General features: G+C 60.6%; 16 protein-coding genes. 11 read left to right on the forward strand and 5 right to left on the reverse strand.

The window, feature by feature from the left end:
* Nucleotides 1–6: 6 nt before the first annotated feature.
* The 6 genes from ACKTSJ_RS00590 to ACKTSJ_RS00615 all read left to right on the forward strand — a co-directional run bounded on the left by ACKTSJ_RS00590 (nt 7) and on the right by ACKTSJ_RS00615 (nt 5,906).
* Nucleotides 7–912 carry an SPFH domain-containing protein gene (locus ACKTSJ_RS00590; protein ID WP_407896342.1) on the forward strand — a complete coding sequence of 302 codons (906 nt, stop codon included), beginning with the start codon at nt 7–9 and terminating at the stop codon, nt 910–912.
* Between the two features lie 188 nt (nt 913–1,100).
* A complete protein-coding gene (locus ACKTSJ_RS00595) occupies nt 1,101–1,655 on the forward strand; it encodes an NUDIX domain-containing protein (RefSeq protein WP_407896344.1) in 555 nt (184 codons plus the stop codon).
* 161 nt (nt 1,656–1,816) lie between these two features.
* Nucleotides 1,817–3,034: an ammonium transporter gene (locus tag ACKTSJ_RS00600; protein ID WP_407896346.1), complete on the forward strand. Its 1,218-nt coding sequence runs from the start codon at nt 1,817–1,819 to the stop codon at nt 3,032–3,034.
* Nucleotides 3,035–3,256: 222 nt separating this feature from the next.
* Nucleotides 3,257–4,045 carry a 3'-5' exonuclease gene (locus ACKTSJ_RS00605; protein WP_407896348.1) on the forward strand — a complete coding sequence of 263 codons (789 nt, stop codon included), beginning with the start codon at nt 3,257–3,259 and terminating at the stop codon, nt 4,043–4,045.
* Nucleotides 4,042–5,349: a 23S rRNA (uracil(1939)-C(5))-methyltransferase RlmD gene (gene rlmD, locus ACKTSJ_RS00610; RefSeq protein ID WP_407896350.1), complete on the forward strand. Its 1,308-nt coding sequence runs from the start codon at nt 4,042–4,044 to the stop codon at nt 5,347–5,349. The genes ACKTSJ_RS00605 and rlmD overlap by 4 nt, the downstream gene beginning before the upstream one ends.
* A 92-nt stretch (nt 5,350–5,441) precedes the next feature.
* On the forward strand, nt 5,442–5,906 hold the full coding sequence (locus ACKTSJ_RS00615; protein WP_407896352.1) for a rhodanese-like domain-containing protein: 465 nt from the start codon (nt 5,442–5,444) through the stop codon (nt 5,904–5,906).
* Nucleotides 5,907–5,965: 59 nt separating this feature from the next.
* Here the strand turns inward: ACKTSJ_RS00615 and ACKTSJ_RS00620 are convergent, their stop codons facing one another.
* The 3 genes from ACKTSJ_RS00620 to ACKTSJ_RS00630 all read right to left on the reverse strand — a co-directional run bounded on the left by ACKTSJ_RS00620 (nt 5,966) and on the right by ACKTSJ_RS00630 (nt 8,085).
* Complete coding sequence (locus ACKTSJ_RS00620) at nt 5,966–6,652, reverse strand: Bax inhibitor-1/YccA family protein (protein WP_407896354.1); 687 nt, start codon at nt 6,650–6,652, stop codon at nt 5,966–5,968.
* A 93-nt stretch (nt 6,653–6,745) separates the two neighbouring features.
* Nucleotides 6,746–7,294: an NUDIX hydrolase gene (locus ACKTSJ_RS00625; RefSeq protein WP_407896356.1), complete on the reverse strand. Its 549-nt coding sequence runs from the start codon at nt 7,292–7,294 to the stop codon at nt 6,746–6,748.
* On the reverse strand, nt 7,294–8,085 hold the full coding sequence (locus tag ACKTSJ_RS00630; protein ID WP_407896358.1) for an outer membrane protein assembly factor BamD: 792 nt from the start codon (nt 8,083–8,085) through the stop codon (nt 7,294–7,296). Before ACKTSJ_RS00630 ends, ACKTSJ_RS00625 begins: the two co-directional genes overlap by 1 nt.
* On the opposite strand from ACKTSJ_RS00630, the gene rluD reads away from it, so the two are divergent.
* The 5 genes from rluD (at nt 8,084) to ACKTSJ_RS00655 (ending at nt 12,669) form a co-directional block, all read left to right on the forward strand.
* Nucleotides 8,084–9,070, forward strand: coding sequence for a 23S rRNA pseudouridine(1911/1915/1917) synthase RluD (rluD, locus tag ACKTSJ_RS00635; RefSeq protein WP_407896360.1), 987 nt, complete (start codon nt 8,084–8,086; stop codon nt 9,068–9,070). The genes ACKTSJ_RS00630 and rluD overlap by 2 nt on opposite strands.
* Entirely contained in the window at nt 9,067–9,804 is a 738-nt protein-coding gene (pgeF, locus tag ACKTSJ_RS00640; RefSeq protein WP_407896362.1) for a peptidoglycan editing factor PgeF, read from the forward strand. Before rluD ends, pgeF begins: the two co-directional genes overlap by 4 nt.
* A 178-nt stretch (nt 9,805–9,982) precedes the next feature.
* On the forward strand, nt 9,983–10,756 hold the full coding sequence (locus tag ACKTSJ_RS00645) for a ZIP family metal transporter (RefSeq protein ID WP_407896431.1): 774 nt from the start codon (nt 9,983–9,985) through the stop codon (nt 10,754–10,756).
* Nucleotides 10,757–10,765: 9 nt separating this feature from the next.
* Nucleotides 10,766–11,623, forward strand: coding sequence for a cation diffusion facilitator family transporter (locus ACKTSJ_RS00650; protein WP_407896364.1), 858 nt, complete (start codon nt 10,766–10,768; stop codon nt 11,621–11,623).
* Nucleotides 11,624–11,763: 140 nt separating this feature from the next.
* Entirely contained in the window at nt 11,764–12,669 is a 906-nt protein-coding gene (locus tag ACKTSJ_RS00655) for a crotonase/enoyl-CoA hydratase family protein (protein WP_407896366.1), read from the forward strand.
* Between the two features lie 3 nt (nt 12,670–12,672).
* Here the strand turns inward: ACKTSJ_RS00655 and ACKTSJ_RS00660 are convergent, their stop codons facing one another.
* On the reverse strand, nt 12,673–15,189 hold the full coding sequence (locus ACKTSJ_RS00660; protein WP_407896368.1) for an ATP-binding protein: 2,517 nt from the start codon (nt 15,187–15,189) through the stop codon (nt 12,673–12,675).
* Nucleotides 15,186–16,295 (reverse strand): HD domain-containing phosphohydrolase, encoded by a 1,110-nt coding sequence (locus tag ACKTSJ_RS00665; RefSeq protein ID WP_407896370.1) that lies wholly within the window; start codon nt 16,293–16,295, stop codon nt 15,186–15,188. The genes ACKTSJ_RS00660 and ACKTSJ_RS00665 overlap by 4 nt, the downstream gene beginning before the upstream one ends.
* Nucleotides 16,296–16,416 lie beyond the last annotated feature (121 nt).

Consider the following 16,416-nt stretch of genomic DNA (forward strand, 5'->3'; position numbering starts at 1 on the left):
GTACCAATGGATCTATTCGTTATCGTCCTGGGAATCTTTGCCGTCTTTCTGGCTTTTCAGACCATCAAGATCGTGCCGCAGCAGAACGCCTGGGTGATCGAGCGCTTCGGCAAATACAACCGGACACTGGAGCCCGGCCTGAACATCGTCATCCCGTTCATGGACCGCGTCGCCTACCGTCACCGCCTCACCGAGTTTCCGATCGACATCGAGCCGCAGGTCTGCATCACGCGCGACAACACCCAGGTGCAGGTGGACGGCGTGCTGTATTACCAGGTGACCGACGCGGCGCGCGCCAGCTATGGCACTTCCAACTATCTGGCCGCCATCACCATGCTGGCGCAGACCGCGCTGCGTTCCGAATGCGGCAAGCGCGATCTGGACAAATTGCTGGAAGACCGCGAGGCGATCAACCGCACCGTGGTGTTCGCCCTGGACGAAGCCAGCCCCACCTGGGGGGTGAAAGTGCTGCGTTACGAAATCAAGGACATCACCCCGCCGCAGCAAGTGCTGGCCGCGATGCAGAAGCAGATCACCGCCGAGCGCGAGAAGCGTGCGCTGATCGCCCAGTCCGAGGGCAAGAAGCAGGAAGAGATCAATCTGGCCGAAGGCCTGATGACCGCTTCCATCCGCGAATCGGAAGGCACGCGCCAGGCTGCGATCAACAATGCGCAGGGCGAGGCGGAAGCCTTGTTGCTGGTCGCCAATGCGACGGCGGAATCATTGCGCGTGGTGGCTTCCGCAATCCAGAGCGAAGGCGGGCTGACCGCGGTCAATCTCAAGGTCGCGGAAAAGTTCGTCGAGGCTTTTGGCAACATCGCCAAACAGGGCAATACCATGATCCTGCCCGGCAACGCCGCTGACATCGCCGGCATGGTGGCGACCGCGATGCAGGTGATCAAGAAGAGCTGAGAAACGGAACCATTCTGGAAATTGAGCCACGGATGAACACGGATGAAATGCTGATACCCCTCAGTTTGTCTGCCAATTTTACGCACACCATTCAGGTGAGCCGGCAGCTCTTGAGTGACGCACGGTTTTATCTGTGTAAATCCGTGTTCATCCGTGGCTGACAAAGGTTTTTATGGATTTCATCTGATATGGATCTAACCGAAAAGCAGCTGGACAGCCGCGTGGTGTACAACGGCGGCTTCATCGAGGTGTTGAAGGACAAGGTGCAATTGCCGGATGGCAGCCGCAGCACGCGCGAATACATCACCCACCCCGGAGCGGTTGCCATGCTCGCGCTGCTGGACAACGGCAAGCTGGTGCTGGAGCGGCAATACCGCTATCCGCTGCGGCGCGAATTCATCGAACTGCCGGCGGGCAAGATCGACGCGGGCGAAGACATTCTGGTCACCGCGCAGCGCGAATTGCTGGAGGAAACCGGCTACATCGCGCGCGAGTGGACCCATCTCACTACCGCCTGGCCGTGCATCGGTTATTCCGACGAGCGCATGGAATACTTCATTGCGCGCGGACTGACACATCATGGCAGCCGGCTGGATGAAGGCGAATTCCTCGAAGTGTTCGAACTGGCGCCGGATGAAGCGCTGGAATGGGTGCGCAGCGGCAAGATCACCGATAGCAAAACCATCCTCGGTCTGTTCTGGCTGGACAAGGTGCTGAACGGGGACTGGCGCGCACCGGAATAAGGCATCGCCTTGGTGCACGACCTGCCATCAAGCACCAACTTGGTGAATTTGCCGCGCAGGGTTGCGCAGGTTCCCGGGGAAAATCCTGATAAATCAGTCCTCGCATTTCCTGGCATGGACCTTGCATGCATAATAAAGTTTTGAACTTTCCCGGAGATATCATGGAAGAACTGAAAATCAGTACCGATGCGCTCTTCATCCTGCTCGGTGCCATCATGGTGCTCGCCATGCACGCAGGCTTCGCCTTTCTCGAACTGGGCACCGTGCGTAAGAAAAACCAGGTCAACGCACTGGTCAAGATATTGAGCGACCTCGCCGTTTCCACGCTTGCCTATTTCTTCATCGGCTACGGCATCGCCTACGGCATCCATTTCTTCACCGGGGCGGAACAACTCGCGCAAAAGAACGGTTACGATCTGGTCAAGTTCTTCTTCCTGATGACCTTCGCTGCGGCCATTCCCGCCATCGTCTCCGGCGGCATCGCGGAGCGAGCCAGATTCAATCCGCAACTCGGTGCCACCTTCCTGCTGGTGGGTTTCGTCTATCCCTTTTTCGAGGGGATTGCCTGGAACGGCCACTTCGGCATTCAGGATTGGCTGAAAACAACCTTTGGCGCGGGCTTCCATGACTTCGCCGGCTCGGTCGTGGTGCACGCCGTTGGCGGCTGGATCGGGCTTGCGGCGGTGTTGCTCCTCGGCGCCCGGCATGGCCGGTACAACAAGGAAGGACGGATCACCGCGCATCCGCCGTCCAGCATTCCCTTCCTGGCCCTCGGTGCCTGGATCCTCACCGTCGGCTGGTTCGGCTTTAACGTCATGTCGGCGCAGACCATCAGCGGCATCAGCGGCCTGGTCGCCATCAACTCGTTGATGGCGATGGTCGGGGGCACGATTACCGCATTGTGGCTGGGCAAGAACGACCCTGGCTTCGTGCATAACGGTCCGCTGGCCGGACTGGTCGCGGTATGCGCCGGCTCGGATGTCTTCCACCCCATCGGCGCGCTCATCGTCGGGGGCGTTGCTGGCGCACTGTTCGTGGTCATGTTCACCCTCACCCAGAACCGCTGGAAGATCGACGATGTGCTCGGCGTGTGGCCGTTGCACGGATTGTGCGGCACGTGGGGCGGCATCGCGGTGGGGATATTTGGCACCCGGACGTTGGGCGGTACCGGCGGCAGCGCGTTCGGCGGCATCAGTTTTATGTCGCAACTCGCCGGAACCCTGCTCGGCATCGCCATCGCCTTTGGCGGGGGTTATCTCGTCTATCGCCTGATCAAGCAACTGGTCGGCATCCGTCTCGATCAGGAAGAGGAGTTCAACGGCGCCGACTTGAGCATCCACAAGATCAGCGCCACGCCGGAGCGCGAATCGGGCTGGTGATCAACCGGCTGTGATGTGCCAATACCGCTCTGCGTGGACTCAAGTCTCTTGAATTCAAGTCAACTTCACATCAAGGCCGGGGTGATGCTCCGGACTTTTTGTTTACCCGCTTGTTCAGATTGAGTTTCGCTTCCGCTTGCTGCGGGGCGTCAAGCGGGCGGATAGGAAGGCGGAGCGGCCTCGGGTATCATGCGAACCCTTCCGGAAATAGCGGCGATCATCATGAACCCTACACTCGTCTTCGACATCGAAACCATCCCCGACATCGCCGGGCTGCGCACGCTGTACGAGCTGGATACGGCGGTCAGCGACGCCGAAGTGGCGGAAATGGCGTTTCAGATGCGCCGCCAGAAGATCGGCAGCGATTTTCTGCCGCATCATCTGCAAAAGGTCGCCGCGATCTCCTGCGTGCTGCGCGAGGGCGACAACTTCAAGGTGTGGTCGCTGGGCGAGCCAGGCGATGACGAGGGCAGCATCATCCAGCGCTTCTTCGACGGCATCGAAAAATACACGCCGCAGATCGTGTCCTGGAACGGCGGCGGCTTCGACCTGCCGGTGCTGCACTATCGCGGCCTGATCCACGGCATCCAGTGTCCGCGCTACTGGGATCAGGGCGAGGACGACCGCGACTTCAAGTGGAACAACTACATCAGCCGATACCATGCGCGCCACCTCGACCTGATGGACCTGCTGGCGCTGTACACCGGGCGCGCCAATGCGCCGCTGGACGAACTGGCCAAGCTGATCGGCTTCCCCGGCAAGCTGGGCATGGACGGCAGCAAGGTGTGGGAAGCCTACCAGCAAGGCCGGCTTGCAGAGATTCGCAATTACTGCGAGACCGACGTGGTGAACACGTACCTGGTGTTCGCGCGCTTCCAGTTGATGCGCGGACAGTTCAGCCAAGCGCGCTACGAACAGGAAATGGAGCTGGTGCGCAGCACGTTGAATAAATCCGGCGAGAAACACTGGAAGGAATTCCTCGCGCAGTGGCCTGAAAAGAAATCCGCATGAATCCCGTCATCATTGAATCACTCGACCAAGAAGGTCGCGGCATTGCGCATGCTGACGGCAAGGTGATCTTCATCGAGGGTGCGCTGACCGGCGAGCGCGTGACGTATTCCTCGTATCGCAAGAAGAACAACTACGAGCAGGCCAAGGTTGAACGGATCCTGAAGCAGTCCTATATGCGCGTGCAGCCGAAATGCCCGGTGTTCGGCGTGTGCGGTGGCTGCTCGATGCAGCACCTTGATCCGCGCGCGCAGGTCGATGTCAAACAGCGCGTGCTGGAAGACAATCTGCAGCGCATCGGCAAGGTCAGGCCGGAAACCTTGCTGCCGCCGATCTATGGCCAGCCGTGGGCTTACCGGCAGCGCGCGCGGTTGTCGGTGCGGCACGTGCTGAAGAAGGAGAAGACGCTGGTCGGCTTCCGCGAGCAGAACGGCAAGTACGTGGCCGATATGCGGCACTGCGAGATTCTCACGCCCAAGATCGCTAGCCTGTTGCCGCTGCTGGGCGAGTTGAACGAAAAGTTCACCGTACGCGACATCATTCCGCAGATCGAGGTCGCAGTAGGCGAGCATGTGGATGTGCTGGTGCTGCGCATCCTCGCCGCGCTATCGCCTTCGGATGAGGCACTGATCCGGGAATTCGCCGACAAGCACCAGGTGCAGTTCTGGACGCAGACCAAAGGGCCGGAAACGGTCAAGCCGTTCTATCCGCTGGATGCGCCGGCGCTGAACTACAGCCTGCCGGAATTCGGCATCACCATGCCGTTCGCGCCGACCGAATTCACCCAGGTCAACAGCGACATGAATCGCCTCATGGTGGGACGCGCCATGCGTTTGCTCGGTGCGCAGGCGAACGAGCGCATTGCGGATTTTTTCTGCGGCCTGGGCAACTTTACCCTGCCCATCGCGCGCAGCGGGGCGCAGGTGCTGGGCATCGAAGGCAGCGACGCGCTGGTGCGGCGCGCCCGGCAAAACGCCGAGTCCAACGGCCTGGCGGCGAACACCGGGTTCAAGGCGATGAATTTGTTCGAGATGGATGCGGCGGCGCTGTTGCAACTGGGCAGGTTCGATAAATGGCTGGTCGATCCGCCGCGCGACGGCGCAATCGAGCTGATGAAATCCATTGGCGATGAAACCGCGCCGCGCCGCATTGTCTATGTCTCCTGCAGCCCTTCCACGCTGGCGCGCGATGCCGAGGTTCTGGTGCATGTGAAGGGTTATCGATTGCGGAAGGCGGGGGTGATGAACATGTTCCCGCAGACTTCGCATGTGGAGTCGATTGCGGTGTTCGAGAAATGGCCGGGCTGAAACCCGATCCGCAGGATGTCTGCCTGGTTTCACCACAAGGGTGCAAGAACCCCTGGTAACCCGACAGGAACGTTGAGGAAGGACTCATTACCATGCAAAGTTACGACGATCTGGTGGCAGACGCGCTGACCCTGGTGCGCGAGGTGACGCCGTGGGATTTCGGGCGGCGCTACCGCGCGGGCGACGTACCGCTGCTGCTCGATGTGCGCGAAGCGGCGGAGTTTGCCGCGCTGCACATTCCCAGCTCGCTCAATGTCCCGCGCGGCGTGCTGGAGCAATCCTGCGAATGGGATTACGACGAGACCGTGCCGGAACTGGCGGGCGGGCGCGAACGCGAGATCGTGGTGATCTGCCGCTCCGGCAAGCGCTCGGTACTGGCGGCGGATGTGATGCAGCGCATGGGGTTCGGCAACGTGGTGTCGCTCATGCTCGGCATCCGTGGCTGGAATGACGCGGAGTTGCCGCTGCGGGATGCAGCCGGGAGGATGATCGACGCGGACACGGGCGATCAGTTGCTGGTCTCGAGCGTGAGACTGGAGCAGCGCAAACCGAAGTGAGGTTGCTGGCAATGAAAAAAGCGGCCATTGGGCCGCTTTTTTCATGAAGGCGAAGAAACTTACTCGCGTTCGCCGCTGAATGCCATCAGCAGTTGCAGCAGGTTGACGAACAGGTTGTAGAGGCTCATGTAGATGGACAGGGTGGCCATCACATAGTTGGTTTCGCCGCCGTGCACGATACGGCTCACATCGAACAGGATGTAAGCGGAGAAGATCAGCACGGCGATGGCAGAGATCGTCAGCGACAGGGCAGGGATCTGGAAGAACAGATTCGCCAGGGAAGCGATGATCAGCAGGATCAGGCCGATGAACAGGAACTTGCCCATGAAGCTGAAATCCTTCCTGGTCACGGTGGCGAGGGTGGCCAGCGAGAAGAAGATCAGGCCGGTGCCGCCGGCTGCCATGCCGATCAGTTGTGCGCCATTTTTCAGGTGCAGCGCGACTTGCAGGATCGGGCCGAGGAATACACCGGCGACAAAGGTGAAGCCGAGCAGCGCGGCGATGCCCCACACGCTGTTGCGCAAGGCGGCGACCGCGAACAGCAGGCCCATCATCACGCCGAACATCAGCAGTGACGAGATGATCGGACTTTGCGCCATGAACGCCAGATTGATCGAGGTGCCGACGAAAGCGCCGATGATCGTCGGGATCATGGTCAGCGCCAGCATCAGGTAGGTGTTGCGCAGCACCTTGTTCTGTTCGCCCGACAGGGTGCCGAGGGTGGCGGTTTGGGTTGGATAATTCATGGTTTCCTCCTGGTTAAACTATCAGTGCGCCGAAGTGCACACGCGGGTTGAGACTACCGAAGATGCGAAAAAGTTGCAAACCCCCGACAAAACTTAACGGGCCCTCGCCGGAGGAGCCAGATCGCCGCCGTGCAGCGTGAATTGCCCGCGTTTTCGGTCGGCGAAGAAATGCTCCAGCGTGGCCCGCACCGGGCGGAACGCCAGTTGCTCCCAGGGGATTTCCGCCTCGCTGAAGAGTTTCACCTCCAGGCTTTCGATGCCGGGCGAAAAATCCAGATCCAGCAGGGTGGCGCGGAACAGCAGGTGCACCTGGTTGATGTAGGCCAGGTTGTACAGGCCGTACAGTTCGTGCACCTGCACCCGCGCATTGGCCTCTTCCAGGGTTTCGCGTGCCGCGCCCTGCCAGGTCGTCTCGTCGTTTTCCATGAAGCCGGCGGGCAGTGTCCACAATCCGCGGCGCGGTTCGATCGCGCGCAGGCAGAGCAGGATGCGCCCGTCCGACCACTCCGGAATGGTGCCGACGATCATGCGCGGATTCTGGTAATGGATGGTGGCGCAGGCGGTACAGACATAGCGCTCGCGGTGGTCGTCCTGCGGTTTGCGCAATTCGACCGGTGCGCCGCAGGCAGGACAGAACTTCATCACCAGAACTTCCACCAGGGCGTTTCGCTTTCCTGGAAATTGCTGCGCGAAGGGTGCACGCCATCCCGGGCGATATTCAGATCGAGCACGCGCCGGGCATCGCGGCTTAAGTCGTCCAGGCCAAGCGCGGCATAGCCCTGCACCATGATTTGCAGCGCATCGCGTGTCTGCGGCGTGTTCGGATAATCGGCCAGCACGCCTTGTGCGCGATTGACCGCGGCGACATGCGCACCGCGGCGCAGGTAATAGCTGGCGACGGCGATCTCGTGTTTGGCCAGGGTGACTTGCAGATACTGGCGGCGCAGGCGCGCATCCCTGGCGTAGCGACTGTCCGGGTAGCGGCTGACCAGTTCGGCAAAGGCATCGGCGGCGGCATGCAGCGAGCCCGGGTCGCGTTCAGCGGGGTCCTGCCCGAACAACGTGCTCAGGAAGCTGTTCACATTCTCGTCGAAGTTGATCAGGCCTTTCAGGTACAGCACGTAATCCAGGCGCTCGCTGTTGGGGAATTGTTTCACGAAACGTTCGAGGGTGGCCAGTGCAGGAACCGGTTCTTTCTGTTTGTAATAGGCATAGGCAATTTCGATTTGTGCCTGTTGCGCATAACGGCCATACGGGAAGCGCGACTGCAGTTTTTCGAACAACTTGATGGCGTTGCTGTAGCTGCCATCCTGATTGGCGTTCTTTGCAGCGGCATACAACTGGTCGGCGTTCGCCGTCGGATTCTCTTCCGTGGGCAGACTGCCGCACGCGGTTAACGTGAGCAGGAGGAAAACAGATAAACTATGACGCATGATTGAACCCGAAGAAGATTTTTCCGATTATAGCAAAGACGCTGCGTCATCCGGCCCGCTTGAGCTGATTGTGCCGCTTGAACACGGCGGCCTGCGTCTCGACCAGGCGCTGGTCAGACTGCTGCCGGAATATTCGCGCAGCCGCCTGCAAGACTGGATCGTGCAGGGGCTGGTGACTGTCAACGACACGCCCGCCACGGTGAAACAGAAAGTGTGGGGCGGCGAACGGCTCCGCGTCTTGCCGCAGATCCATCCGTCCGAGCAAGCCAGCGCGGCCGAGGACATCCCGCTCGACATCGTGCATGAGGACGACGCCATCCTGATCATCGACAAACCGGCCGGGCTGGTGGTGCATCCGGGCAGCGGCAACTGGCGGGGCACGTTGCTCAACGCGCTGTTGCACCATGCGCCGCAACTGCAGGAAGTGCCGCGTGCCGGCATCGTGCACCGGCTGGACAAGGACACCAGCGGACTGATGGTGGTCGCCAAATCGCTGGTCGCGCAGACCGCGCTGGTGCGCCAGATGCAGGCGCGCAGCGTGAAACGCGAATATCTGGCGCTGGTGTGGGGCGTGCTCAATCACGGCGGGACGGTCGATCTGCCCATTGGGCGCCATCCCTCGCAGCGGGTGAAGATGGCCGTGGTGGAACAGGGCAAGGAAGCCGTCACCCATTACCGCATCGAGCAGACTTTCCCGAGCTGCACCCTTGTGCGTTGCCGCCTCGAAACCGGGCGCACCCACCAGATTCGCGTGCATCTGACCTACCTGGGGCACCCTCTGATCGGCGACCGTGTGTATCAGCGCGGTGTGCAAAAATGCACGCTGCCCCTGCGTGAACTGCTGAACGGCTTCCCGCGCCAGGCCTTGCACGCCACCAGGCTGGCGCTAGCGCATCCGCTGACGGGCGAAACGATGGAGTGGGAATCGCCCTTGCCGGAAGACATGGCAGAATTGTTGGACAAAATCGACGAGGCGCGCGAATGAACCTGCTCGAACATTGCCTTGTTCCGGACTGGCCGGCGCCGTCCCAGGTCAAAGCCTTGCAGACCACGCGCCACGGGGGTGTCAGCACCGCCCCTTACGACACACTTAACCTCGGTTTGCATGTTGGGGATGATCCGGTGCGGGTGAATCAGAACCGCATGCGGCTGGCACCGCTCATGCCGAGCGAACCGGTCTGGCTGGAACAGGTGCACGGCACCGTGGTCGCCAACGCCGATGCCGCCGCTTGCCGGGTGGTGGCCGATGCCTGCATCGCGCGCCGGCGCGGTTCGGTGTGCGTGGTGATGACGGCGGACTGCCTGCCGGTATTGCTGTGCGCGGCAGACGGCAGCGTGGTCGGCGCGGCACACGCAGGCTGGCGCGGCCTGTGCGACGGCGTGATCGAGGCGACCGTCACGGCGATGGGGATTGCGCCACACAACTTGATAGCCTGGCTCGGGCCGGCGATCAGCCAGGCGCATTTTGAAGTGGGCGAGGACGTGCGCGCCGCTTTCGTTGCGCACCGGGCGCAGGCCGCAGAAGCCTTCATCGCGCAGGCCGAACCGGGTAAATATCGCGCCGACCTCTATTTGCTGGCAAGGCAACGTCTGCACGCGCTCGGCGTCAACCGCATCTTCGGCGGTGGGCAGTGCACCTTCGGCGATCGCGATCGCTTTTTCTCTTACCGCCGCGACGGGGTGACTGGTCGCATGGGGACTTTTATCTGGCTGACATGAGGTTGGATAAGGATTAGACCCAGATAATCGACGGAGGCAAACGGGGTGAGCGCCGGGCTAACCCGATACATTGGATGGCAGTCCGATGCGGTGGGATGGGTTTGTCCGTCAGATCGGGTGCGAACCCGACCCGCATCGGGTAGGCTACAATGCGCGCCCTGAAAATGTCTTGTCCGAAATGACCACTCTTGCCTGGATCATCGTTGCCAGTCTGTTCGGCGGCGTGTTGAGCGTACTCGCGGCGGCGCTGTTCGCGCTCAATACGCGCGCGCACTGGATCGGCGCGCTGGTCAGCTACGCGATCGGCGCGCTGCTGGGCGCGGTGTTTCTCGACATCCTGCCGGAAGCGATCGAATTGTCGCCCAACGTGGCGGCGGTGAGCGCGACGGTGCTGCTCGGCATTTTGCTGTTCTTCACCCTGGAGAAAGTGCTGATCTGGCGCCATTGCCACCATGAGCATTGCGAGGCGCACGAGCCGCACGAACCGGATGCGCATGACCACGGGCGCAGCGGCACCATGGTCATGATCGGCGATACGTTCCATAACTTTATCGACGGCATCATCATCGCCACCGCATTCCTGGCGGACACCCAGCTCGGCATCGTCACCGCACTGGCCATCATCGCGCACGAGATTCCCCAGGAAGTCGGTGATTTCGCCATCCTGCTCCATTCCGGCTACAGCAAGCTGCGCGCCTTCCAGCTCAATCTCGTTTCCAGTGTCGCCACGCTGATCGGCGGCGTGCTGGCCTATTTCACCCTGCAGGATTTGCAGGCCTGGACGCCGTATATCCTCGCCCTGGCCGCGGCCAGCATGATCTACGTCGCCGTGGCCGACCTCATTCCGGGGCTGCATAAACGCACCCGGATGCGCGACACCGTGCAGCAGGTGTCGTTGATCGTGTTCGGCGTGGCGACCGTTGCCCTGGTCGGCTTCGTCGCCGCAGTGTAGGGGGCGGACATGGACGACCGCCTCAAACGCTATGTCTGGCTGTCGATTGCGGCGGCCATCGCCACCATTCTGCTCAAGGGCGTCGCGTGGTGGCTGACCGGCTCGGTCGGCCTGTTGTCCGACGCGCTGGAATCCTTCGTCAACCTGGCCGGCGCCTTGATGGCGTTCGCCATGCTGACGCTCGCGGCCGTACCGGCGGATGACAAACATGCTTTCGGCCACGGCAAAGCCGAATATTTTTCCAGTGCGTTCGAGGGATTCCTCATCCTGCTCGCGGCAGCCAGCATCGCTTATGCCGCGATTGACCGTCTGCTGCATCCGCAAGCACTTGAAGCAGTCGGGGTCGGTCTGCTGGTGTCGGTCGTGGCCTCCCTCATCAATCTGTTCGCCGCATTCGAGCTGCTCAAGGCGGGGCGCCAGTTCAACTCGATCACGCTTGAAGCCGATGCCAAACACCTGATGACCGATGTATGGACATCGGTCGGCGTCATCGTTGGCGTGGGGCTGGTCTGGCTCAGCGGCTGGCTGTGGCTGGACCCGCTGATCGCCTTGCTGGTGGCGGCGAACATCGTGTGGACCGGCTGGCAGTTGCTGCACCGCTCCGCCTCCGGCCTGATGGATGAAGTCTTGCCGTCGCAGCAGTTAGCTGCGATTGAACAGGTGCTGGACGGCTACCGCCGGCAGGGACTGGTGTTCGAGGAATTGCGCACCCGCCAGGCGGGGATGCAGGCCTTCATTTCGCTGCACGTGCGCGTTCCCGGCGAGTGGTCGGTCGCGCAAGGGCACGACTGGCTGGAGCGGATCGAGGCGGACATTCGCACCATCGTACCGGGCGGCAATGTGATCACGCATCTGGAGCCGATCTGATTGGGCGGATGTTGCCCGGGGAGTGCAGTCCGATTGCGCGAATTGAGACGGATTCGCCACGCTATCAGGCGGATTGCTATTGGATGCTCAAAGTGTAGTATTCCGGCCAGAATTCCGTTCAGCCAAACCAGGAGGGCATGATGAATCTGATCGAATCTTCGAAAGTTCTACTAGAAACCAGGTATTCCGAGTTGAGGACCCGCTTCGATCCGGAGCAGGGCGTGCTCTGGACCTTGGTCAGCCAGGACGAAGTGCCCTGCGTGACGAACGAACTGCTCGAGAATCTCCTGCATCACCACGGCGCCATCAAGAAATGCGAAGGCCAGGTGATGCTGCAAACCGGGACGTTCGATATCCGGTATTCGGTCATGGCTTCCCTCACTCCCAAGGTTTTCAATTTGGGAGGGCAGTTGGCGCTATTCAGAAAGTTGATCGACCGGCGCGACCGGGCCGGGTTATTGGCATATGCGACAAAATGTATCGACGTGATCTATCCCAGAATAGGCAGGTTTGATTCTGCGCTGTGCACGACGATCACGCTGATTCAGGGGGATGCGCTGGGCGGTGGGCTCGAGGCTGCGCTGGCGAGCGATATCGTCGTGGCAGAACGGCATTGCCAGATGGGTTTCCCTGAAATCCTGTTCAATCTGTTTCCAGGAATGGGCGCTTACAGCCTGATTGCGAGAAAAGTCGGAAGCCGGCTGGCTGAAAAAATGATGTTGAGCGGGAAGATATATTCGGCGCAGGAGCTACACGAGATCGGCTTGGTCGATGTCCTGGCTGAAGAGGGCGAAGGCGAGCAAGCGGTGCATGACTTCATCAAAAAACAGGAACGCCGAGCCAACGGCTTCCAGGCGATTCAACGAGTGCGCCAGCGATACAACCCCGTGACCTATCGGGAGCTTATTGACATCACGACCATTTGGGTCGAGTCCGCCCTGAAGCTGACCGAGAAAGACCTGAAGGTGATGGACCGGCTGGTGCGTTCGCAGGAGCGCAACTTCATTCATTCCAAGGAAGTGCAGCCCCAGCGCAACGCGGCCTGACACTCACATCGACAGCCGGCTGCTGTCCCCGAGATACTGGATCAGCAGCATCCTGGCTGATTTGAAATCAGCTCTCGCTTCATCCATCCACTCCGGCGCGCGGGTCTGCAGTTCAGCAGGGTTGCTCGACAAGATCCTGCCGCAGGTCTGGTGCAACGCTTCGGCGCCGATGTTGCCGGAACTGCCCTTGATCATGTGTGCCAGTTCCTTGAACGTGGCGTACTCCCGGTTGGCCAGTGCGGTCTGCATCGCTTCCAGCAATTTTTCCGTTTCCGCAATGAAACCGTGGATCACCAGGGGCAGGAAGTTGGTTTGTCCTTGTCCGATCAGGGCAAGCTGATGCAGGGTTTGTTCGTTCAGAACGGTCGAATCTGCAGTCGCCGCTTGGTTTGTGCCCTCCGGTTCCGGGATTTCGTCCAACTCCGCCTTGCGCCGGGTCGAGGTCAGTCTGGCAATGGTATCGAGCAGCACGATGGTATCCACCGGTTTTGTCAGATAGCCCTCCACGGCAGCCGCTTCGCATTCGCGCAGCGCCTCGGTGGTCGCATCGGCGGTCAGGATGATGGCGGGCACGGGGGCGCTGCGCAGCGACGTGGCGCGATGGATTTTGATGATTTCCAGCCCGCCCATGTCGGGCATGTTCTTGTCGAGGATCATCAGATCGAAACGTCCCTGTTCCAGCAGGTCCAGCGCCTGTTCGCCGGACTCGGCCAGCTCGACCGTGTGCCCGCCATGTTCGAGGATGCGCGCGATGATTTTGCGGTTGGTGCCGTTGTCGTCGGCAACCAGGATGCGCACCCCCTCCCGCTCGCGGAGGTTGCGCTCGTAGTGTTCGCGGAAAGAGATTGCCCCGGCTGCCGGGTGCGGTGCCATCACACCGTGCAGGGCATTGAACAGCAGGGCCTTGTCCAGCGGTGCGCGCAGGACGCAGGCGTAGCCCGCGCAGAGATAATCCACGCCGTTCTCCGCTTGTGCGTCGAGGTTGAGCAGCATCAGCGAAACTTCGCTTGCGCCCTCAAGCGCGCTGCGGGCGAATTCGGCCGCACTCATGTTGAGATGCGGTTCAGAACCCATCACGACCGTGGATTTCTGCACCGACAGTGGCAGGCTGCGCAGGCGGTAAAACAGCTGCTGTGCGGACGGTTCATGCTCGAAGCGGATTTTCCAGCCGGCCAGTGTGGTGGCGAGAACACTCCTCTCCAAGGGGGAAAAACCAAAGCCGATGACGCGGAGTTGTTCGAGTGAAGTGGGGGCGGCCGCACGCAGTGCAGCCGCTTGTTTTTGCAGGGGCAACTCGAACCAGAATGTGCTGCCGATGCCCGGTTCGCTGTGGACGCCAATCTCCCCGTCCATGAGCCGCACCAGATCGCGCGAGATCGTGGTGCCCAGTCCGGTACCGCCGTAGAGGCGGGCGATGGAAGCGTCGGCCTGGCGGAAGCGCTCGAAGATGGCTGGTTGCGCTTTGGCGGGGATGCCGATGCCGGTATCGATGATCTCGAAGCGGAGACGCGTATCCGCAATGGATTGCCGCACGGTGCCGATGCGCAATTCCACACTGCCCTTGGCGGTGAACTTGATCGCGTTGCCGAGCAGATTGATCAGGACCTGGGTCAGGTGCAGGGCGTCGCCATGCAGGGCGAAAGCGGTATCCGGGGAGAAGCGGATATGCAGGTGCAGTCCCTTGGCATTGGCTTGCGGCATGAATAGCTCGACCGCATTGTTGACCAGTTCATGCAAGTCAAAATCCACTTTCTCCGTCACCATCTTGCCGCTCTCGATCTTCGAGATGTCGAGGACGTTTTCGATCAACTGGCGCAGGATGCTTGATGAGTTTTTCAGGGTGTTGACCAGATCGCGCTGCTCGTTGTTGAGCGGGGTTGCCGTCAGCAGGTCGGCCACCCCGACGACGCCGTTCAGCGGCGTGCGCATTTCGTGGCTCATCTGGGCAAGGAACCGGCTCTTGGCCTGGTTGGCCTGCTTGGCGTTTTCCAGCGCGTAATTGAGTTGGTTTCGCAGCTTGATAAGGTACAAGGGGATCAGCACCAGCGTGATCATCAAACCGATGGACAGGCGCAGGTTGGATGACCAGTAATCGTTAAAAACGATTACGGTAGTGAAACCGATGATGCTCAAGACATACGAACTGACCAAGGCAGGGATGCCGTAGCGCAAGCCATTGCCGACGATCACCCAGAGATAAACCCCGAAGAATAAAGCGCCATTCTCCTGCGTCAACAGCATGCCGTAAGTCGTGGCACCGATGTCGGCGACCATCGTGATGAATCGCCTGGGTACTGAAGTTTTTCCGTTGAGCAAAATGGCCACAAACACCAGACCTCCGGCAAGCAACCATTCTGCGGAAAATATCAGCACTGCCCTGTGGTCAGTCCTGCCCGACAGATACTCCGCCAACAAGTAGAAAAATATCAGCGAGGCGAAAAAAATGCGCAATACAGCTTGTTCATGCTCGCCGTTGCGACGTCTGAGTTGCAGGAAGAAATGAGAAAAAGGGCGTTTCATTTGACCGCCTGCATGCCTGGAGCACGGATGTTGTCTATCAGCTGTTGCTGAACCAGCAGTACCTTGCTGTATTGCGCCACGAAGGCATCCACGCAATCCGGATCGAAGTGCGCGTCCTTGTGTGTCAGCAGGTATTCGAGGGCGTGATCGTTGCTCCAGGCGCTCTTGTAGGGACGCACCGAAGTCAGTGCATCGAACACGTCGGCGACAGCGACGATGCGCGACTCCAGCGGGATGTCCTTGCCGGCCAATCCGTTGGGATAGCCGCTGCCGTCGAATTTTTCGTGGTGGCCGAGCGAGATCTCCGCCGCCAGCACGATGAATTTCGAGCGGCTGTCGTGCAGCATGCGGTGGCCGATGAGCGGGTGTTGCTGCATCACCGCATATTCCTCCGGCGTCAGCTTGCCGGGCTTGAGCAGAATGTTGTCCGGGATGCCGATCTTGCCGATATCGTGCATCGGGGCGGCGATCTCGATCAGTTCGCAACGCTCTTTGGCAAGGCCCAGGCTTTCGGCGATCAGGCGCGCATATTTCGCCATGCGCAGCACGTGGTTGCCGGTGTCCGAGTCGCGATACTCGCCGGCCTTGGCCAGACGGTACAGCGTCTCCCGCTCGCGTTCTTCGATCTGCGCGGTCGCGGCGATCACCGCCTGCTCCAGCGAGCGCGCGCGGCCGTGCACCACTTTCTGGTGCAGGCGCAGGGACAGCAGGTTGCGGCATCTCACCCGGCATTCGTAGGGGTCGATCGGCTTGCTGATGAAGTCCGTCGCGCCGGCATCCAGCACCTGATAGCGCGTCTGTTTCTCGTATGCCACAGTGACCATCACCACCGGCACATCTTCGAGGTGGGGGGTTCGCCTGATGCGGGCGATGACCTCCAGTCCGGACAGTTGATCCATCAGGTAATCGACCAGGATCAGGTCGGGCTGGTGGTGGCCGAGCCAGGCCAGGGCGGCTACCGGGTCGGCAAAGGTCGTTACCTCGACATTGGCATGGATATTCTTGACCACGCGTTCAAGGATGATTCTGCTGGTAAATTCGTCATCGATGATGAGGACAGAGGGCGACGCACCGGAAAGTTCGGATTTCAATAAATCAGCGGGCATGATGTAGCCTCCTTGGGCGGGCAGTGAAACCGGGCATGGGCGGCTGTTCGACTACGATGAATCGACTTCCGGCAGACATGCATAAAGGCATTTTTCCACTGCGTATAAGTAGTTAGGGGGT

The sequence above is a fragment of the Ferrigenium sp. UT5 genome, assembly GCF_045866295.1.
Taxonomy (GTDB): Bacteria; Pseudomonadota; Gammaproteobacteria; order Burkholderiales; family Gallionellaceae; genus Sideroxyarcus.